The 20,012-nt window shown below is 51.2% G+C and carries 20 protein-coding genes; 14 read left to right on the top strand and 6 right to left on the bottom strand.

Annotated elements, in window-relative coordinates; genetic code table 11:
- The first annotated feature begins 6 nt into the window (after nt 1-6).
- From thiS to C2M29_RS00645, 4 genes are read left to right on the top strand one after another with little or no spacing between them, the layout of a single operon-like run.
- Nucleotides 7-204: a sulfur carrier protein ThiS gene (gene thiS / locus C2M29_RS00660; protein ID WP_105187882.1), complete on the top strand. Its 198-nt coding sequence runs from the start codon at nt 7-9 to the stop codon at nt 202-204.
- On the top strand, nt 205-996 hold the full coding sequence (locus tag C2M29_RS00655) for a thiazole synthase (protein WP_105187881.1): 792 nt from the start codon (nt 205-207) through the stop codon (nt 994-996).
- 7 nt (nt 997-1,003) lie between these two features.
- Nucleotides 1,004-2,548 carry a thiamine phosphate synthase gene (thiE, locus tag C2M29_RS00650; RefSeq protein WP_105187880.1) on the top strand — a complete coding sequence of 515 codons (1,545 nt, stop codon included), beginning with the start codon at nt 1,004-1,006 and terminating at the stop codon, nt 2,546-2,548.
- A complete protein-coding gene (locus tag C2M29_RS00645) occupies nt 2,538-3,293 on the top strand; it encodes a HesA/MoeB/ThiF family protein (protein WP_267894140.1) in 756 nt (251 codons plus the stop codon). Before thiE ends, C2M29_RS00645 begins: the two co-directional genes overlap by 11 nt.
- A gap of 68 nt (nt 3,294-3,361) precedes the next feature.
- Here C2M29_RS00645 and C2M29_RS00640 read toward each other — a convergent pair whose 3' ends face one another.
- Nucleotides 3,362-4,285 (bottom strand): manganese-dependent inorganic pyrophosphatase, encoded by a 924-nt coding sequence (locus tag C2M29_RS00640; RefSeq protein WP_105187879.1) that lies wholly within the window; start codon nt 4,283-4,285, stop codon nt 3,362-3,364.
- A 128-nt stretch (nt 4,286-4,413) separates the two neighbouring features.
- Between C2M29_RS00640 and C2M29_RS00635 the strand changes: the two genes are divergently transcribed.
- Both C2M29_RS00635 and mutM read left to right on the top strand, forming a co-directional pair.
- Nucleotides 4,414-4,902: a hypothetical protein gene (locus tag C2M29_RS00635; protein ID WP_233998318.1), complete on the top strand. Its 489-nt coding sequence runs from the start codon at nt 4,414-4,416 to the stop codon at nt 4,900-4,902.
- Nucleotides 4,903-4,908: 6 nt separating this feature from the next.
- Entirely contained in the window at nt 4,909-5,718 is an 810-nt protein-coding gene (gene mutM / locus C2M29_RS00630) for a bifunctional DNA-formamidopyrimidine glycosylase/DNA-(apurinic or apyrimidinic site) lyase (RefSeq protein ID WP_105187878.1), read from the top strand.
- A gap of 83 nt (nt 5,719-5,801) precedes the next feature.
- On the opposite strand, the gene C2M29_RS00625 is transcribed toward mutM, so the two are convergent.
- The 4 genes from C2M29_RS00625 to C2M29_RS00610 all read right to left on the bottom strand — a co-directional run bounded on the left by C2M29_RS00625 (nt 5,802) and on the right by C2M29_RS00610 (nt 9,409).
- Nucleotides 5,802-6,293, bottom strand: coding sequence for a DUF3299 domain-containing protein (locus C2M29_RS00625; protein WP_105187877.1), 492 nt, complete (start codon nt 6,291-6,293; stop codon nt 5,802-5,804).
- A gap of 7 nt (nt 6,294-6,300) precedes the next feature.
- Nucleotides 6,301-7,575, bottom strand: coding sequence for an ABC transporter permease (locus C2M29_RS00620; protein WP_105187876.1), 1,275 nt, complete (start codon nt 7,573-7,575; stop codon nt 6,301-6,303).
- On the bottom strand, nt 7,562-8,260 hold the full coding sequence (locus tag C2M29_RS00615) for an ABC transporter ATP-binding protein (protein WP_105187875.1): 699 nt from the start codon (nt 8,258-8,260) through the stop codon (nt 7,562-7,564). The genes C2M29_RS00620 and C2M29_RS00615 overlap by 14 nt, the downstream gene beginning before the upstream one ends.
- Nucleotides 8,261-8,332: 72 nt before the next feature.
- Nucleotides 8,333-9,409 carry a CDP-glycerol glycerophosphotransferase family protein gene (locus tag C2M29_RS00610; RefSeq protein WP_233998317.1) on the bottom strand — a complete coding sequence of 359 codons (1,077 nt, stop codon included), beginning with the start codon at nt 9,407-9,409 and terminating at the stop codon, nt 8,333-8,335.
- A 239-nt stretch (nt 9,410-9,648) separates the two neighbouring features.
- Here C2M29_RS00610 and C2M29_RS00605 point away from each other — a divergent pair, with 239 nt between their 5' ends.
- The 4 genes from C2M29_RS00605 to C2M29_RS00590 all read left to right on the top strand — a co-directional run bounded on the left by C2M29_RS00605 (nt 9,649) and on the right by C2M29_RS00590 (nt 13,298).
- The gene (locus C2M29_RS00605) at nt 9,649-10,749 is read left to right on the top strand and encodes a phosphoribosylaminoimidazolesuccinocarboxamide synthase (protein ID WP_105187874.1); all 1,101 of its coding nucleotides are present in this window, start codon (nt 9,649-9,651) and stop codon (nt 10,747-10,749) included.
- 202 nt (nt 10,750-10,951) lie between these two features.
- On the top strand, nt 10,952-12,031 hold the full coding sequence (locus tag C2M29_RS00600) for a CDP-glycerol glycerophosphotransferase family protein (RefSeq protein ID WP_105188091.1): 1,080 nt from the start codon (nt 10,952-10,954) through the stop codon (nt 12,029-12,031).
- The gene (locus C2M29_RS00595; protein ID WP_105187873.1) at nt 12,021-12,425 is read left to right on the top strand and encodes an adenylyltransferase/cytidyltransferase family protein; all 405 of its coding nucleotides are present in this window, start codon (nt 12,021-12,023) and stop codon (nt 12,423-12,425) included. The genes C2M29_RS00600 and C2M29_RS00595 overlap by 11 nt, the downstream gene beginning before the upstream one ends.
- Before the next feature lie 45 nt (nt 12,426-12,470).
- A complete protein-coding gene (locus C2M29_RS00590; protein ID WP_105187872.1) occupies nt 12,471-13,298 on the top strand; it encodes a sulfurtransferase in 828 nt (275 codons plus the stop codon).
- A 61-nt stretch (nt 13,299-13,359) separates the two neighbouring features.
- Here the strand turns inward: C2M29_RS00590 and C2M29_RS00585 are convergent, their stop codons facing one another.
- Nucleotides 13,360-14,328: a class 1 fructose-bisphosphatase gene (locus C2M29_RS00585; RefSeq protein ID WP_105187871.1), complete on the bottom strand. Its 969-nt coding sequence runs from the start codon at nt 14,326-14,328 to the stop codon at nt 13,360-13,362.
- Between the two features lie 281 nt (nt 14,329-14,609).
- Between C2M29_RS00585 and C2M29_RS00580 the strand changes: the two genes are divergently transcribed.
- From C2M29_RS00580 to C2M29_RS00565, 4 genes are all read left to right on the top strand, one after another.
- A complete protein-coding gene (locus C2M29_RS00580) occupies nt 14,610-16,934 on the top strand; it encodes a zinc-dependent metalloprotease (protein ID WP_105187870.1) in 2,325 nt (774 codons plus the stop codon).
- Nucleotides 16,935-17,115: 181 nt separating this feature from the next.
- Entirely contained in the window at nt 17,116-18,471 is a 1,356-nt protein-coding gene (gene mpl / locus C2M29_RS00575) for a UDP-N-acetylmuramate:L-alanyl-gamma-D-glutamyl-meso-diaminopimelate ligase (protein WP_105187869.1), read from the top strand.
- The gene (locus tag C2M29_RS00570; RefSeq protein WP_105187868.1) at nt 18,468-19,091 is read left to right on the top strand and encodes a flavin prenyltransferase UbiX; all 624 of its coding nucleotides are present in this window, start codon (nt 18,468-18,470) and stop codon (nt 19,089-19,091) included. The genes mpl and C2M29_RS00570 overlap by 4 nt, the downstream gene beginning before the upstream one ends.
- Nucleotides 19,092-20,012, top strand: a complete 921-nt coding sequence (locus tag C2M29_RS00565) for an ABC transporter ATP-binding protein (RefSeq protein WP_105187867.1) — start codon at nt 19,092-19,094, stop codon at nt 20,010-20,012. It abuts the gene before it with no gap.

Raw genomic sequence — 20,012 nt, 5'->3', positions numbered from 1 at the left:
TGAATTATGCAGATTTTTATTAATGACAGCGCCTTTGAGGTGCCGGAAAAGGCCAGCGCAGAGCAGGCCCTGGTTACCTTTGGTGCCAAGCCTCCCTTTGCCTTGGCCGTCAATGGCCAATTTGTGGCCCAGGGGCAATATCAGCACCTTGCGCTGCAAGACGGCGACCGGCTGGATATTCTGTCACCCATACAAGGGGGTTAGATGAGCGATAAACTGACTATTTACGGCCAGGAGTTTAGTAGCCGTTTACTCATAGGCTCGGCACTTTATCCGTCACCCAAGTGCATGCATGAGGCGATTCTTGCCAGTGACAGTGAAATAGTTACTGTGTCGCTTAGGAGGCAAAACTCTCGTGCTGGTGGTGATGATTTTTGGCAGCTCATTAAGGACACTGGCTTGACCGTGTTGCCCAACACCGCGGGCTGCCACAGCGTGCAAGAGGTCCTGACCCTGGCACAGATGTGTCGTGAGGTCTTCGCCACCGACTGGATTAAGCTCGAGCTTATTGGCGATGACTATAACCTGCAGCCGGATCCGGTGGCCTTGCTTGATGCCGCCGAGCAATTGCTGGCCAGGGGCTTTAAGGTCTTGCCCTATTGCACCGATGATCTGGTGATTTGCCAGCGCTTGGCGGCTCTGGGCTGTGAAGTGATCATGCCCTGGGCGGCGCCCATAGGCACGGGCAAGGGGATTCTTAACCCTTATGCCTTGCAAAGTATTCGCGAGCGCCTGCCCCATGTCACCTTGATTGTCGATGCCGGGCTGGGTGTGCCGTCGCATGCCTGTCAGGCCATGGAGCTGGGTGCCGATGCGGTGTTGTTAAACTCAGCCATCGCCGGGGCCAATGATCCGGTCTTGATGGCTAAGGCCTTTGCCAATGCCACCTTGGCCGGCAGACAAAGCTATTTGGCCGGTCCCATGGCAGTAAAATCCACCGCCGTGCCTTCAACACCGACCCTGGGTATGCCAGTATGGCACCAGTTTAACGAGTGAGAGCAGTATGAGCGAAATAGTTTGGACAATTGCCGGTTCGGATAGCGGCGGCGGTGCCGGTATTCAAGCCGATTTACAGGCCATGCGCAGCTTTGGCGTACATGGCTGTAGCGTTGTCACGGCGCTGACGGCGCAAAACAGCGTTGCCGTTGAGGCACTGAACCCGGTGGATTTGGCGGTTATCGAGTCACAATTACAGGCCCTGGCCCATGACCTGCGCCCTCGGGCGATAAAAATAGGCATGCTTGCCAATGTCCAGCAAATTCAGTTGGTTGCCGAGCACTTACAGTATTACCGCGACAATTGGGAGACGCCGCCCCAGGTTGTCTACGACCCGGTGGCCATTGCCAGCAGCGGCGATAGTCTGATTGAGGAAGACGCGCAAAGCGAGATTGCCGACGCCATAAAAACGCATCTGTTACCGCTGGTGGATGTGATCACCCCCAATGTGCACGAAACGCAAATGCTTACCGGGGTGTACCTGATAGGGCCGGATGCCCTGCGTGATGCCGCCAAACGCCTGCAAGAGTGGGGCGTTAAAGCGGTGATTATTAAGGGCGGACACTGGGATTATCCGCAAGGTTACTGCGTTGATTTTTGCCGCCACGGCGAGCAGGAGTACTGGCTGGGAAATGAGAGCGTTGTCACGCCCCATACCCATGGCACCGGCTGTACTTTGTCCTCGGTGCTGGCATCCTGCCTGGCCAAGGGGTATCCCCTTAAAGATGCCTTTATCCTTGGTAAGGCCTATATCAATGCAGGGTTAAAAGCTGCTGGGCGTTATGGCGAGGGCGTTGGCCCGGTTGCTCATACCCAGTTCCCGGTGAATTTGGCCGACTTCCCCCAGGTGATCGAGCCGGGTAGTTGGTTGGGCGATGCCTTGGATTTCGATTGTGACAGTGATTTTAATTATGCCGCCGGCTTCGCTCCTTGCCCTGAGCGTCTTGGGCTCTATGCCGTGGTGGATTCCTTGGATTGGTTGGAACTGTGTTTGCAAAACGGCATTAAAACCGTGCAACTGCGTATCAAAGACGTTCACGCCAGCAATCTGGAGCAGGATATTCTCCGCGCCATTGAGTTAGGCAAAGTCCATCGGGCACAGGTCTTTATTAATGACCACTGGCGGTTGGCGCTTAAACATGGCGCCTATGGCGTGCACCTGGGCCAGGAAGACTTACACACCGCCAACCTAAAGGCTATTCAAGATGCCGGCATGCGGTTGGGCTTATCCACCCATGGCTTCTATGAAATGCTGCTGGCGCACAATTATCGTCCCAGCTATATGGCCTTTGGTGCCATCTACCCGACTACCACTAAGGATATGAGCGGGCAAATACAGGGCCTGGAAAAGCTGCGCCATTTTGTGCCCCTGATGCAGCCGCATTATCCCTGTGTGGCGATAGGTGGCATTGATCTGATGCGCATGGCCGAGGTGGTGGAAACCGGCGTTGGCAGCATTGCCGTAGTGCGCGCCATTACCGAAGCGGCGGACCCGCAAGCGGCCATTGAAGAACTGCAGCAGGTTATGAGTGGAGCACCTGGTGAGTGTTGAAGAGTTAAGCGCTAAAGAGCAGATCCGCTACTCTCGCCAGCTGATGTTGGATGGTTTTGGCATGGATGCCCAGTTGCGGCTAAAAAACGCCACTCTGCTGGTAGTCGGCTGTGGCGGTTTGGGCAGCCCGGCGCTGATGTATCTGGCCAGCAGCGGTATTGGTCGCCTACGGCTGATGGATGATGATCTGGTAGAGCTCAGTAATCTGCAGCGTCAGGTCCTTTTTAAGGTCAATCATCTAGGTCAGCCCAAGGCCAAAGCGGCGGCCAAGGTACTGGCGAGCCTAAACAATGAGATTGCAGTAGAAGCGATCGTGACACGCGCCGATGCCAACAATTTGGATGAGCTGGTAAACGACAGCGATCTGGTGTTGGACTGCAGCGATAATTTTGCCACCCGCTACGCAGTTAATCGCAGCTGCTATGCTCAGAAGAAGCCATTGGTAAGTGCCGCGGCTTCTGGCTTTAATGCGCATCTGGCCTATTTTGACTTTCGCCGCGCGGCATCCCCTTGCTATGAATGTGTCTTTCCCGAGCGCGAAGATAACCCCAGTGATAATTGCGCGACTCAGGGGGTGATAGCGCCTTTACTTGGCATTATTGGGGCGCAGCAGGCCTTGCTGGCTATTCAGTGTATTCTTGGGACCGGTGAGACGGGAGTAGTGCACAGTTATAATGCTCATACCCTAGGGCAAAAACAGTTTAAACTGCCTAAAGACCCGGACTGTGACTGCTGTGGAAAATAAAAAAGCCAAGCGATGCTTGGCTTTTTTGCCGCCCAGAAAGGCGGTATTAGAGCAATCTAGGTCGGGCTTTAGCCTGCGAATGCTTCTTGCAGTGGCGGCACGACTTGCTTTTTACGACTCAATACGCCGTCTAGCCATACTTTTGAGTCGCTGATCTCGGCGCCATAGGCTTTGGCCACTAAGCCCTCATCATCGGAGGCGATCAGCATTTGTGAGCCTTCCTTCATGATGTCGGTTAGTAGCAATAATACGCTGTGACGATTGCCTTCTTCTTTCAGCTTGGCGATATCCGCTTCCAGATCGGCCTTGATATCGTCGAATACGGCCAGGTCGATCACTTCCAACTGACCGATACCAACCAGGTTACCATTCATATTGAAGTCTTTGAAATCACGCATAACCAGGTCGCGTGCCGGAGTGCCTTCAACGGCAGATTTTACCTTGAACATTTCCATGCCCAGCTCTTTGGCATCGTCGATACCAGCGATTTCTGCCAGGGCTTCAACGCATTTGATATCGGCCGTGGTACAGGTTGGCGACTTGAAAATCACCGTGTCGCTCAGGATGGCGCACATCATCAAACCGGCGATGCCTTTAGGGATTTCGACGTTGTAGAAGTCATACATCATTTTGATAATGGTGTTTGAACAACCAACCGGGCGGATCCAGCACTCAAGAGGAGTTGAAGTAGTCAGATCGCCAAGTTTATGGTGGTCTACCACACCAACGACGCGAGCCTGGTCGATATCATCAGGAGCCTGAGTTTTTTCAGTGTGGTCAACGATATACACATCTTCACCGGCATAGCTCATTTTTAGCTCTGGGGCTTCGAAGCCGAAACGGTCAAGGATAAACTGAGTTTCCGGTGATACTTCACCTAAACGGGTCGGGATCGCTTCTTCACCGATTTGGTTTTTAAGGTACGCCAGTGCAATTGCACCGCAGATAGAATCAGAATCAGGGATCTTGTGTCCCACTACATACATGGCCATTGTGACTCTCCAAAATACTTTGCCCCTATTGTAACAATAATTAACCGCACTGGGGTAGCGGCAAATGGGCTGATTGAAGGCGACTTTTTGGTTACACTGAGGGCCAAGATATTAACTAGGGACCTGCAATGGCGGTTATCAAGTTATCGCGCAAGGCATGGAATAATCTACTTATTTTTTCCATGTTGATAATGATCTTTGTATTCAATGGGTTGCATCATAAACTTGGCGGCAATAGCGAGCCCGAAGGGCCACAACCCCTGCTGCCCGAGCAAAGCTATATTCTCGCTTTGGAATACCCTGGCGTGCGTATTGAGCGCATCGGTAGCGGCTGGCGCATTCAGGGGATGCCCGAGGCTGACGCTGAAAATGCTAATGTCGCGGAGCTGGCAACGCGGATTCAGGCCTGGCAGAGTATGCAGGCCGAAATAGGAGCGCAAAGTAACGCCGAGCCGTTATTAGTGGCAACCCTGAGTCTTGCCGGAGAGACTCAGCCCTGGGTTTTTGTGCTCTATAAGGATGCCCAGCAGTATCAGCTTTTTGATAAACATCAACAGCGTTGGCTTAGGCTTACACAGGCACAAGCGCAACGGTTATTTTTACATTTAAAAGGGTAAATTAGTATGCCTGAACTTCCAGAGGTCGAGGTAAGCCGTTTGGGCATAGCGCCTCATGTTGAAGGCCACACCATAACTAAAGTAAGTGTTCACCAAGGGCAGTTGCGCTGGCCGGTAAGTGAGCAAGTGTATGAACTGGGCGGCAAAATCATTGAATCCGTGACCCGTCGTGCCAAATATCTGTTGCTGCACACAGACGAAGGGGCGGTGATCCTGCATTTAGGCATGTCTGGCCATTTACGGGTGGTGCCCATAAACGAACCGCTTAAAAAGCATGACCATGTGGTGTTTGAGTTCGATAATGGCCTGAGTTTAAGGTTGAACGATTCCCGCCGCTTTGGTGCCTGTCTGTGGCAGGAGCTCGACAGCCTGCATTCGGTGTTTAGTAAACTTGGTCCCGAGCCGCTGACCGAAGACTTTGATGCCAACTGGTTGTTTACCAAGTCGCGTAATAAGAAGCAGCCTATTAAGCAGTTTCTGATGGATAATCATGTGGTGGTTGGGGTCGGTAATATTTACGCCAACGAGTCCCTGTTTAAGGCCGGAATTAACCCCAAGCGTGAAGCTGGGAAGGTGAGTTTAGCGCGCTATCAAAAATTGACGCCGATCATCAAGGAAACCTTGGCGGCAGCCATAGAGCAAGGCGGTACCACCTTAAAGGATTTTGCTCAAAGCGATGGCAAACCGGGTTATTTTGCTCAGCAATTGTTGGTTTATGGCCGTAAGGGCCAGCCTTGTGTCGAATGTCAAAGCGAATTGACGGAAATCCGTTTGGGCGGGCGCAGCACAGTGTATTGTAAGCGCTGCCAACGTTAATCGTCTTAGTTTTAGGTTAGCCAAGTCGATTTAAAACAAGGCCCGCGATTGCGGGCCTGTTGCAGTTGCGGTAGAGCTAGCCTTTACAGCTCAAATGGTGCCACACCAATACCTTTAATTTTATAGCCGGTTTTGGCGATATCACCGCTCCAGCTTTCGGCACTCATGACTCCGGTCACGACGATGGCATCATACAGGCTCTCGATAGGCACGCCGTCGGCCATGGTGACGTGCACAATTTGATTCGGTGGCGGTGGCGGCACATGAATACAGGCACCGAAATAAGGCACCAGCAGAAACTCGGTGATCACCTCACTGTCGCCTTCAAGGGGAACCACAAAGCCCGGCAAGCTTACTGTTTTACCATTGTATTTTTGCACCACGGGTGCGTCTAAATTTGGTTGCACCCAGTTTTGATCGGCGCCTTCGTGACTGGCGGCGGAGTTGCGGGTGTCGACGGTCACATGCCCCTCGGGCACTAAATCTTCCCAGAAAATTTCCACGGGTTCATTGGCGAAAGAAGCCACACTCACACAGGTGAATAGTACGGCTAGAAAACGATTAAATAGACTCATAATAATCCTAGGTCTTAACACTCATCCCATCATGCAGGGAGTAAAAATAGGCACGAATGGCGGGGATTAACCCTACTATCCAGGCTGCCGCCATAATAACGGCGATCAGCATAAGTTCATAGCTTGAGATGCCTTGAAGATCGATATTGATACCGGCCTGGGCCTGTAACTGTGGCTGCGCCAGCGTCAGCAAAAGATAACAGAGGGCGACCCCAAAGGTGGTGCCAAGCAGGCTGATCAACAAGGATTCCATGCTCATCAAGGAGAAAATATGCCAGGGTTTAGCGCCCACCGAGCGTAAAATCGCCAGCTCGCGGCGTCGCTGCGACAGGTTGGCTAGCAAGGTGGTGAGCATGCCTAGCAGGCTGACAACCAGCACCACCACGGAAAACAACAGCAGCAGCTTTTCGACCATGGCCAACATGCCCCATAACTCCCGCAAGGTGACACCAGGCATAATGGCCATCAGCGGCTCAGGCTTATAATTATTAATGTTGCGGCGGACCTGCAGGGTATAGAGGGGGCTGTCGAAACCCAGTAAAAAGGCACTGATCTGTTTTGGCTCACCGACCAGGTCTACAAGATGCTCTTGGTCGTGCTCATCGTCATGATGCTCGGCGTGAAGATGCTCGGCTTGCTGCGTCTCTGCACCGTGTAATTGGTCGATGGCAATTAAAGGTACATGCAGGGTTTTATCCACAGGTGTGCCGGTGGCGGCAAGGATACCCACCACGGTCAGCGGCTTGTCGTCATGGTGATGAAAGCTGGTTTTGCCCATGCCGTGGGCGACGACAATATTATCGCCTAAGTCGTATCCCAGGCGTTTGGCTACTTCGGCACCAAGCACCACGTCATTATTATTGGCAAAGGGGACGCCGGCACTAAAGCTTAGGTGCTGCTTTTTACCGTATTGAAAGTGGGTAAAGTAATCGCCGGTGGTACCAAGCACCGCATAGCCCTTGTGGGTATCTCCTAAAGACAGTGGCAGGGCCCATTTTATGCCTCGTTTAGTACTGATATCTTGATAGCTTTGCCAGCTAACACCGTTGTTCATATGCCCGATACGAAACACCGACGCCAGCAGTAATTGAATATCTCCGGTACGGGCACCAACGATCAGATCCGTACCCGACACGGTGGCGGCAAAGCTTTCCTTGGCCTGCATACGCACTCGTTCTATGGTGAGCAGCAGCATCACGCTAATGGCGATGGTCAACAGGCTTAACAGCACGCTGGCACGGCGATTGAGTAGGCTTTTGGTTGCCAATTTAAGCAAGATCATCGGCCCCTCCTTGCAATTCATCTAGGTGCACCACCTTGGAGAACAGCGGGGCAAGGCTTTGCTCATGGCTGACAAAGACCACGGTGGCGCCGGTTTTATCCGTTTGTGCGAATAGCAGTTCGATAAAGGCCTTGCGGTTGGCTTCATCCAGTGCCGAGGTAGGTTCATCGGCAATGATGATTTCCGGGTCGCCGATCACCGCACGCGCCGCGGCGACGCGCTGTTGTTGGCCAATACTGAGCGTGTTTACTGCTTTGTGGTGATGCTGTTCGTCGAGACCCAGTTGCACCAGCAGGTTTTTTGCCAAGTGTGTTAATGAATCACCGTGAGATAAAGCGCGCTGTTTGCGAAGCCGAGAGAACTCACATGCGATCGTCACGTTGTCAATGGGGTTTAGATAAGGCAACAAATTAAAGCTTTGAAAAATATAGCCAATATGATCGGCGCGAAACTGGTCTCGCTGGGAACTGCTGAGACGATTAAGTTGGGTATTATTCAAGGTAATTGCACCCTGTTGCGGCACTTGAATTCCCGCCAGTAAGGACAATAAGGTCGATTTACCCGAGCCACTTGGGCCGTGTAAAAAAAGATGTTCACCTTGTTTTACATGCAAAGCGTCAATCTTGAGGGTGGGATCGGCAGTTTTTCCTTGCCAAGAGAACCACAACTTATCGATTTCAATCATGTGTTTTACAGGTTTGCGCCACTCATAGGCGTGACTGTATCACACTGCCGTGGCGCGTTCAGTACGTTGCGATTAAAAGCGCCAATAGCCGAGTTTTTTACGCATTTTGAATTGGCGAATGAGGTTAAGCGGCTTGCGTTTGAGTTCTGTGCCATCCGTCTCAATGAGGTCATTGGTTGCTGCAAGCACACGCTGGCTAGAGTTGCCATCTTGATAGGGGTGGAGCTGCTGACAGAATGCTTCAACTTCTTTCATTAATGGCTCTGGGTGGGTAAGCGCGTGATCGATCGCAGATTCAACCTCACTGGCATCCGTGACATTGAGTAAGTGCGGACCGGGGGCTTGATTGTTAAAGGTCACCACAGGGCGGCGTAATAATAAAAACATCAGTAAAATAGATGAGGTATCGCAGAGCATCACATCGGCGGCCTGTAACAATGGAATGACATTGTCGGTTTCTATGAAGGTGAGGTCGTTATTTTGCAGGGCCTTATATTGGTCGACAATATCCGCTGCCATTTTCGGGTGAAATTGCACGAGAATACGGTATTTCCCACTGTCTCTGAGTTGCTTTATCGTATCCACAAGTATGGGGGCTAGGGATAAATTTCGTGAAAAGGTGGAGCAGATAAGTATGGTCTTGCGTGTATCATCCTCAACAACATAGGGGTTACTGTTAGTGGGTCTAAAAAGTGTATCCAGGGCTGGCCAGCCGGTTTGGACAACACGGAAATGTTTATGCTTCGCAGCAAGCTGTTGGAAAGGTAACGTGGTGCTCGGGCCTTGTGTGCAATAGGCATCAAAACAACCACGAATATTGAAGTGATCTAATTGTCCTCGACGATTTCGTTTGCCCGCATCAAAGCCGTGAAAAACGGCGATTTTTTTACCTGGAATAAAATTGGGAATGACATTACCGGGCACAAAACTGGCATGGGGTTGCCATGTGCGTACTTCATTGATGCTAAGTAAGCGTTGCTCGTCCTTATGCAGGTAGTCCGGATTAACTTCATCGCCCTCTAGGAACCATTTTACTTCACCCCCGTTATTCAGGATCTCTTGCTGCAATGGGCGCAAAATCGCATAGGAGTAATTTTGCGCGATATACATTAAATAACGTTTACCCTGAGTGCTGCTTGCTAAATCCACTTTGAGGCCCTTAAGCGATTAAGATGTTTTTTAGTTTACAACAAGATGAAGATTGATTGACAGGGGGTAAGCAGGGGTTTTAGGAAGGGGTGAAAAAAGATAGGACAAAAGTCCGCTATCGTCGGCGTTTTTCTTTATCTTCGTGCCCAGCTAGCTTATTATATCGCGCCTAAAGTCTTGGTTGCCGTGAGCGCCGCCAAGGCCAAGCATTAGCCTCTCAAGCCCTTGTTGGAGTAGCCATGAGCAATTATAAAGTCTTAGACATTAATGACGATTTACCTATTCGTACCAAAGGACCCGTGCACAGTGGCAAGGTTCGCTCGGTATATTGGTTAACCGAGCAAGACAGCGCGCGCTTAATTGCTGAGAAAGGTTATGCCGTGCCTAAAGGCACCGAGCTGGCGATCATGGTTATCTCCGACCGTATTTCTGCATTCGACTGCATCTGGCAGGGTGAAGAGGGCCTTAATGGCGTCCCTGGTAAGGGCATTGCACTTAACGCGGTAGCGGCGCACTGGTTTAAACAATTTGATGCGGCCGGCCTGGCGGGCAACCATATTGTTGATATTCCTCACCCTTATGTGTGGATCGTCCGTAAAGCGAAAACCGTCAAGGTTGAAGCCATTGCGCGTCAATATATTACCGGCAGCATGTGGCGCGACTACGCCAAGGGCATTCGTACCTTCTGTGGTATCGACCTACCGGAAGGTCTGGAAGCCAACCAGAAGCTGGATGAAGTGCTGATCACGCCGTCAACCAAGGGCATTATCGAAGGTCTTGACGATGTGCCGGCGGTGGATGATGTAAACATCACTCGTAAGAACATCACGGATAACCTCGATGCCTTTAACTTCAGCAGCGAAGCCGATGTTGCCAAGTATGAGCACCTGCTGACTCAAGGATTTGAGCTGATCAGTGCCGAGTTGGCTAAGTTGGATCAGATCTTCGTTGATACCAAGTTTGAGTTTGGTTATGTGGAAGATATGGACGGCAACGAACAGCTTATCTATATCGACGAGGTGGGCACACCTGACTCTTCGCGTATTTGGGATGGCCCGGCATACCGCGACGGCAAGATCATTGAAAACTCAAAAGAAGGTTTCCGTCAGTTGTTGATCAATAACGTGCCGGACAGCGATGTGTTGCTAAATAAAGATCGCATGGATGAGCGTGAAGCCCTGGCTAAAGCGTATAAGCTGCCGGTAGAGGTAATGATGCAGGTATCGCAAACCTATGTGGGGATTGCCAGTAAGATTATTGGTGCAGACATTCAAATACCAAGTGATCCGCGCGGTGAAATCATTGCCATTCTCGATAACGAATATCAGTTAATCGACTAATTTCCCTCCATTTTCAAAAATACCGCTCACCTTGGTGCAGCGGTATTTTTATATCCCCCCCTCAATAATGTCAGATGGGTCTGCGACCCAACACGCAAAAAAGCACTAGCACTTATTTCCTGTATTTCAGCGCCTGGCTAGAAATTTTATTGTCATTTCTAGTATGATGCTCTGCTGTTGTTAACACTGTGTGATGTATTTGATGAAAGTCTTCTTTGATGTTTTACACCTGTACTATCTGCCACAATATTTGCCTGTCTATAAGCACTTGGTAGATAAAGGGGCGGCGGTGTGCTTTGTGTTTTATGCCGATCAGGATAAAGCACTGGTTAAGGCATCACAAAAGGCGATCGACACCGAACAATTGCCGGTGCATTGGCTCAATAGTGAGAAAGATGCCCTCGATTTTTATCGCCAATGTGACGGCGATTGGATCATCTTTGGTAAAGCCTTTGCACAAATGCAACTGCTTAACCAAAGCAAAAAAACGGCGTTAATGCAGCATGGCATAGGCCCTAAAGCCTGTTATTACGATGCCTCACATAATGCTGCTAGCGTGCGTTTCGTTGAAGGTGAACATCGTTTGCAGCGCCTTGAAAGCCTGTACCCAAATGACAGGTTTGTTGATACCGGTTACGCTAAACTTGATCCTCTCTTGCAAGATCAAGCTTTGGCATCGCAGTACAGCCTAGAAGGTTTGGGGTTAGACCCAACTAAACCAACCTTACTCTACGCGCCAACATTTTATCCTAGCTCCATAGAAATGATGCATAAGAATTGGGTGGATGAATATGCTCACTGTAACATCATTATTAAGCCGCACTTCTTTTCACTCACGAAAAAGAAATACAAAAAACAGCAGCAACGACTGTCTCTATGGGCAAAACGGGAAAATGTCTATCTAGCGGGCGTAACCGATTATAACTTAGTGCCCTTTATGGCCTTGGCCGATGTGCTGATATCGGATGCATCTTCGGCGATTTTCGAGTTTTTTGCCCTTGAAAAGCCCGTTATCTGGTGCAACTTTTATAAATTAAGATGGTCATACCGAGGTCCATTTGCCTACCGATTCAAGGCAAGGTTAGACTCAGATATCGACTATTTTTCAGCATTAACCTTCAAAGTCGATAAGGTTAAGCAATTGCCCGGTGCGATTGAGCAGGCTTTATCGCAACCTCATGCAAAGCATGATCAAGAAAACATAAGAACAATAACAAAACTGGCAGGGAAGCTTGATGGGTTAAGTTCTCAGCGAGTAGTAAGCTTCTTATATGACAATTAAAGTAATTACGTTTGGCACATTTGATGTGTTCCATGTCGGCCATGTAAATCTGTTGCAACGCGCCGCAAAACTGGGTGACGAGTTAATCGTCGGTGTATCCTCCGATGCCTTAAATATAGAGAAAAAGGGGCGAGCGCCTGTTTATTCGCAACAGGATCGGATGCGCATCATTGCCGCCATGTCGGATGTCGCGCGTGTGTTTGTGGAAGAATCATTAGCCCTTAAACGCCAATATATCCAAAAGCATGGTGCCGATATTCTGGTTATGGGGGATGATTGGCGCGGTAAGTTCGATGAATTTAACGACATTTGTGAAGTGATTTACTTACCACGTACTCCAAGTATCTCTACCACAGAAATAATCGAAGTGGTGCGACAGCCGCAGTTCTGCTAACGTCCATTGTATCGTGGCAATGAATAGTCAGTGACAAGGTGACGTATGAGCCAGCAAATCAGTGCGGCACAGCTTAATGCGCAGCTGCATGACCCTAAGCTAAAAATTTTTGATGCCGGCATGGTCCTGCCGGGTAAGTCAGGCGAATATGCGCCGGCGGCGGTCATTAAAGGGGCGTTGCGTTTTGATATTAAAACCGCCTTGGCCGATAGCGCCAGCCCATGGCCTCACACACTGTGCTGCGCCGAACAATTCGAGCAACAGATGCAATCCGCCGGGGTAAATCAGGACTCGGAAGTGGTGGTGTATGACGACCAGGGCTTATTTAGCGCTGCCCGAGCCTGGTGGATGTTCAAGGCCTTTGGATTCGATAAGGTTAAGGTGCTGCGTGGTGGTCTGCCGGCGTGGCGTATGGCCGAGTTGCCGGTGCAGCAAGGTTGGCAGCGCGCCGAAGCTGTTGGCAATTTCAAGGCTTCGCCGCGGCGTGATTTCTTTATTACTACCGATCAGGTGCTGGCGGCGATTGACGATACCTCGACCTTGTTGCTTGATGCCCGCCCGGCTAAGCGGTTCACTGGCGAGATGGCCGAGCCCCGTGAAGGCATGCGTGCCGGCCATATCCCTAACGCCAAGAGCCTGCCCTATGCCGAGTTAATTGTCGATGGTGAGCTGCTGTCACAGGAGCGGTTACAGCAAGCATTGGCGCACGTGCTTGATCAAGACACTCAGCGCTTGCAGTTTAGTTGTGGCTCGGGCATTACCGCCTGTATTTTGGCTTTGGCGGCTTATGAGTGCGGCTATAGGGATTTGCAGGTTTATGATGGCTCTTGGAGCGAGTGGGGCGCTCGGCATGAATTACCGCTGGAGAAATAGGGAACTCACTCGAAATCGGGTTAAATAAAAAAGGGCAGTGGTGACTGCCCTTTTTTCATTTTTATTTGTGGTAGCTTAAGCAGGCTTCCACTTCTTCTTTTGAGCCCAAAATCACCGCCACGCGCTGGTGAATTTGCTCTGGCTCGATATCCATGATGCGCTCATAGCCAGTTGAAGCCAGACCACCGGCTTGCTCTATCAGCATGGCCATAGGGTTGGCTTCATAAAGCAGGCGTAATTTATACGGCTTTTCTGGGTTTTTGGTGTCTTCCGGATAGGTAAATAAACCGCCGCGGCTAAGCACACGGTGAACATCGCCTACCATAGCGGCAATCCAGCGCATATTGAAGTTGCGACCGCGCGGTCCGGTTTCACCGGCCAATAAGTCGGCAATATAGTTTTGCATCGCCGGCTGCCAGTGGCGCTGGTTCGATGTATTAATAGCGAATTCCTTGGTTTGCTCCGGCACCTTGGCAAAGTCCTGAGTCAACAGGAAGGTACCTTGGGTTTTATCCAAGGTGAAAATACGTGTGCCTTGGCCCGTGGTAAGCGCCAGCATGGTCGATGGGCCGTAGAGCACATAACCTGCGGCTACCTGCTGGTCACCCTTTTGCAAAAAGATATTAGGATCAGCCGGATCTGCATCCTTTGGAGCGCGCATAACAGAGAAAATGGTGCCAACCAATGAATTGATATCAATGTTTGATGAGCCATCAAGAGGGTCAAATGCGACTATGTATTCCGCGTCTGGGTTACCCGCAACCGTGCCCGGCTCTTCTTCCGAGGCGATGGCCTTAACATAACCGGACTCTAAAAGGATGTCTTTCAACAGCTGGTTGGAAAGTACATCCAGTTTCTTTTGCGTTTCGCCCTGGATGTTTTCATCCAATGTTGAACCTAGCACGCCAGATAGGGCGCCTTGGCCAACACGGAAAGAGATTTCTTTACAGGCCGCTAAAATAGTACGGATAAGTGAAATAAGGTCATGTGAGCAACCATCTTCAAGCAAGACTGGGGGGAGTCGTCGCATCTTAATTGTTCCTAAGTTTTATGGGGTCTATACGACATTTTAAAGTGAGAGAGTGTCGTCTAGATTACGCTGTCTATTTATCGCTTTGTGGTTGTAGACTCTAAGCATAGAGATATACTCAAGGCTTATAAATTCCACAGTCAACCTACGATACCAATAACAACAAAAGTGAGAATTATGCCAAGTACGCAGATAATACGAATAGCACTGTTTCTTTTGTTCTTGCCTAGATAACCCAAGCGCAGGCAGCAATTAAGTCTATCAGCCAATTTACTCAAAATATGAGCAAATATCCTGGCTATTTCACCTTTTATTACGCCAATGACGAGGGCAAACTTTATCTCGAGGTAGATAAGCTGAAGGCGCCGTTCTTGTTACAGCAAAGCCTGCCCTATGGTCTGGGCTCCAACGATATCGGGTTAGACAGAGGCCAATTAGGCAACACCTATTTGGCACAGTTCGAGCGCATGGGCAACAAGGTGATGCTGCGAGCCTTGAACACCTATTACCGTGCCTCAAGCAGTAACAGTGCAGAGCAGCAAAGCGTGAGTGAGGCCTTTGCCTCGAGTATTTTGTACGGTTTTGAGGTGCAGGCGAGCACGGATACCCGAGTGCTGGTGGATTACACCCCTTACTTGTTGAGCGATGTACATGGCGTAAGCCGTACCCTTGCGGCACGCAAACAGGGCAACTTTAGTGTCGACACCAGCCGCAGTGCGGTGTTTATGCCGCGCAGTAAGTCATTTGTGAAAAATACCGAACTGGAAGCGGTGCTCACCTTTACCGGCACCAAGCCCGGCGAGTATCTGAAACAGGTGAGCGCCGACCCTTACGCAATTAGCGTAAATATGCACCACTCCTTAATTGCCTTACCGGATGATAAGTATCAGCCGCGGGTATTCCATCCGCAGTCCGGTTATTGGAGCGTAGAACACAAGGACTACTCGGCACCTCTGGGCGAGAGCATGTTGGTGCGTTATATTCCCCGTCACCGCCTGGCCAAAAAGCATCCTAATCAGGCGCTAAGTGAGCCGGTTAAACCCATTATTTACTACCTTGACCCGGGCGTGCCGGAGCCGGTGCGCACCGCTCTGCTCGATGGTGCCAAATGGTGGAATAGCGCGTTTGAAAAAGCCGGTTATAAAAACGCCTTTCAGGTCAAAATGCTCCCAGAGCATGCCGACCCCATGGACGTGCGCTTTAACGTCATTCAATGGGTGCATCGCGCTACCCGCGGCTGGTCATACGGCAGTTCGGTGATAGACCCGCGCACCGGCGAGATCATCAAGGGCCATGTGACCTTGGGTTCGCTGCGTGTACGCCAGGATATCCTGATTGCCGAAGCCCTGGCGGCCCCGTATAAAAAGGGGGATGAAGTCACCGCCGAGTTGCAGGCCATGGCTCTGGATCGAATTCGCCAGCTCAGCGCCCATGAAATTGGCCATACCCTGGGTATCGCTCATAACTTTGCCGCCTCGCCTCAAGCGCGGGCCTCGGTGATGGATTACCCTCACCCGTTAGTCAGCCTGGACGAGCAGGGAGTGCTGGATACATCCAAAGGCTATGCCAAGGGGATGGGCGTATGGGATGAGCAGGTGATCAAATATGGTTATGGCGACTTCAGCCGACAAAACGAGGTACAAGCCCTGGCCAAGATCCTTGCCGAAAATAAAGAGCTAGGCCTTGAGTTTATCTCCGATAAAGACGCCCGTGCTCAGGGGGGGGCTCATCCTAGCGGCCATTTGTGGGATAACGGCGATAACCCCAGTGCCGAGTTAGCGCGGGTAATGGCGGTGCGAGCAAAAGCCCTGGCCCGTTTTGGTATTGAAAATATCAAATCCGGCACCTCCTTATCCCAGCTTGAAGAAGTCCTGGTGCCTCTGTATTTGTTCCACCGCTATCAGGTGGAAGCCGCCGTCAAGCTGATAGCCGGTGTGGATTACAGCTACGAGGTACGTGGTCAAGGTCAAGTACAGGGTGCGCAAGTGGTCGATGCCGAGGTGCAGCGCCGTGCTTTGGATTCGCTTTTGCTCACCTTAGACGCCAAAGAGCTGGTGATCCCTGAGTCTATTTTGGCGCTGATCCCGCCTAAAGCCTATGGTGAATACAGCACCCGTGAAAGCATTGTCGGTCGCACCGGTTTGACTCTGGATGCCATGGCCCTGCCCGAGGTGGCGGCAAATCACAGCCTCAGCTTGTTATTGCACCCAGAGCGCGTTAATCGTCTGGCGCAACAGGGCGCCCGCTCAGAGCAGGCCTACAACCTGGACGCATTACTCGATACCCTAGTTAAGCGGGTATTCGATAACAACCATGGCAATGCCATGGAGGCAAAAGTGCAACACCGTATTCAATGGTTGACGGCGCAGCACTTCGCAACCCTGGTTGCCAGCGACAAGGTGGCGCCGGAGGTGCAGGCTCAGTTTAAATTTTACCTGCAGCGTGTGGCGGAGGATTACAGACAAAACAAGCTGCTAGGAAGCGTCAGCTCTGGGGAAAGCGCCTTTAAACAACATTTGGCCGATGCCATAAATCATTTCCTAGAAAACGGTCAGTGGCAACAAAGCTTTAAGCCATTGCCTTTACCGCCGGGCTCGCCCATCTAGGTAGATTGGTCAGGCTAAATTTGGCATCATATAAGGCCGCGCAATACTCGCCTATTGCGCGGCCTTATTATTTAACCCGAGCGCGGGTTAAGAAATTAGCTACCACGACACATATAATTCGCTCAAGACTGATATGTCTAGCCAGATAGCAGCCCAGGTTCGGGCTATTTAGGAAGTCATTATGCACATACATATTCTCGGCATTTGCGGCACCTTTATGGGTGGCATTGCGGCGATTGCCAAGGCATTGGGCCACCATGTCACCGGCTCGGATCAAAACGTGTATCCGCCGATGAGCACGCAGCTGGAAGAGTTGGGCATTGAGCTGGTGCAGGGATACGACCCGGCGCAGTTAGAGCCGGCTCCCGACGTGGTGGTGATTGGTAATGCCATGAGCCGCGGCAACCCCTGTGTTGAGTATGTGCTGGAAAAAGGCCTGCGCTATACCTCGGGACCTGAATGGCTAAAAGAGCATATCTTGCGTGATAGTTGGGTATTAGCGGTGGCAGGGACCCATGGTAAAACCACCACCGCCAGCATGCTGGCCTGGGTGTTGGAATACGCCGGCCTTAAACCGGGCTTCTTAATTGGCGGTGTCGTACAGAATTTTGGGATCTCGGCAAGAGTGGGTGAAACCCCGTTTTTTGTTATCGAAGCCGATGAATACGACACGGCGTTTTTTGACAAGCGCAGCAAGTTTGTCCATTACCTGCCAAGAACGCTGATCCTAAATAACCTGGAATTTGATCATGCGGATATTTTTGCCGATTTAGGAGCCATACAGACTCAGTTCCACCATTTACTGCGTACCCTGCCGGGCACAGGCAAGGCGATTTACCCCAGCAATGATCAGGCTCTGGTCGAGGTGATCAATAAGGGCTTTTGGAGTGAACAAGAAGTCTTAGGCGCCGCGCAATGGGATTATCAGCTACTTAAGGCCGATGGCAGTGAATTCACCGTATTGCTTGCCGGTGAGCCACAAGGCGTGGTGCGTTGGCAGGCCATTGGCGAGCATAATGTTAAGAACGCCCTGATGACCATAGCCGCCGCACGCCATGTGGGTATTCCGGTGGCAACCAGCATCGCTGCGCTGGCGGAGTTTATCTCGCCAAAGCGCCGTATGGAGCACAAGGGTGAGGTGGCGGGTGTCAACGTCTATGACGACTTTGCCCATCACCCCACGGCCATTGCCACCACCTTAGCGGGTTTGCGTGCCAAGGTGGGTGATGAATCAATTATTGCGGTGCTTGAGCCGCGTTCGAACACCATGAAGATGGGCGTGCATCAGGATACCTTACTGGACTCCCTGGCCGAGGCCGATCAGGTGTTTTTATTCGAGCCTCCCGAGCTGGGCTGGTCATTGCAAGCGCGTGCCGAGCAGGCTGGTGCCCGTTGTTTGGCAGATATGGACGCCCTGGTGGGCGAGATAGTGGCTGCCGCCGCCAAGGGGAGTCATATACTGATTATGAGTAATGGTGGCTTTGGCGGCATTCATCAGAAGCTACTCGATGCCTTGGCACAAAAGGAAACATCATGAGTACATTCAAAGAACCTATCACTCTTGCCTTTAGCGGCGCCTCCGGCGCCCCATACGGTCTGCGATTATTGCAGGTGTTGATTGAGCAGGGTCACCAGGTGTTTGTGTTGATCTCCAGCGCTGCCCGGGTGGTGTTTGACACCGAATCCGGCATTAAGCTGTCGGGTAATGAAGAGAAAGCCACGCAGCAGCTGAGCGAGCTGGTTCATGCCCAAGACGGTCAACTTAAAGTATTCGGTAAGGACAACTGGTTCAGCCCGGTGGCGTCGGGCTCCGCCGCGCCGAAAAAAATGGTGGTCTGCCCGTGCAGTGCCGGCACCGTCTCGGCCATCGCTACCGGCGCCTCGGATAACCTGATGGAGCGCGCCGCTGATGTGGTGATTAAAGAACGCGGACAGCTGATTTTAGTACCCAGAGAAACCCCTTTTAGCGAAATTCACCTGGAAAACATGCTTAAACTGGCGCGCATGGGCGTCACCATTATGCCGGCGGCTCCGGGCTTTTATCATCAACCCGAGTCGATAGCCGATCTGGTCGACTTTATGGTAGCCCGTATTCTCGATCATCTCGGGATAGCGCAAACACTTACCTCGCGTTGGGGTTATGGAGAGCAAAAATAAATGACCATTGCATTGAATATTCAAGGGTTAAAAAAGACCTATAAAAACGGCGTTGAAGCCGTCAAAGGCATTGATTTACAAGTTCAGCAGGGCGACTTCTTTGCCCTGCTAGGCCCCAATGGGGCGGGCAAGTCCACCACCATAGGGGTGATCTCATCCCTGGTGAATAAAACCGCGGGCAAGGTGGAGGTCTTCGGTCATGATATCGATACCGACCTGGAAGCGGCTAAGTCGGAACTGGGCTTGGTCCCGCAGGAGTTTAACTTTAGCCAGTTTGAAACCCTGCAACAGATTTTAGTCAACCAGGCGGGCTATTATGGCGTGCCTCGTGCCGAAGCCCATAAACGCGCCGATAAGTACCTGGCACAGCTTGGTCTGTTAGACAAAAAAGACAAGGCCGCGCGCACCCTTTCCGGGGGGATGAAGCGTCGCCTGATGATCGCCCGTGCCCTGATGCACGAGCCCAAGTTGTTGATCCTCGACGAGCCAACCGCCGGTGTCGATATCGAATTGCGCCGCTCCATGTGGGATTTCTTACGTGAAATCAACAAGCAAGGCGTGACCATTATCCTGACCACGCACTACCTTGAAGAAGCCGAGTTGCTGTGTAAAAACATCGCCATTATCGACCATGGCACCATAGTGGAGCACACCACCATCAAAGCCCTGCTGGCCAAGCTGGATAAGGAAACCTTTGTGCTCGATTTAAAACAACCGGTGCAACCGGTGAGTCTGGACGGCTATCAGTTTGCCCTGACCGACGAGCATACCTTGGAGGTTGAAGTCGCCAAGTCACAGGGCCTTAATGGCGTATTTAGTGCCTTGAGTGAGCAGGGGAATACGGTGCTAAGCATGCGTAACAAGGCAAACCGTTTAGAAGAGTTGTTCGTTGGCTTGTTAAATCAAGGGCGAGGGGAGTAA

The sequence above is a fragment of the Pseudoalteromonas sp. T1lg48 genome (assembly GCF_002964785.1).
Classification (GTDB): Bacteria; Pseudomonadota; Gammaproteobacteria; order Enterobacterales; family Alteromonadaceae; genus Pseudoalteromonas.
This window is presented reverse-complemented; position numbering and strand designations above follow the sequence as displayed.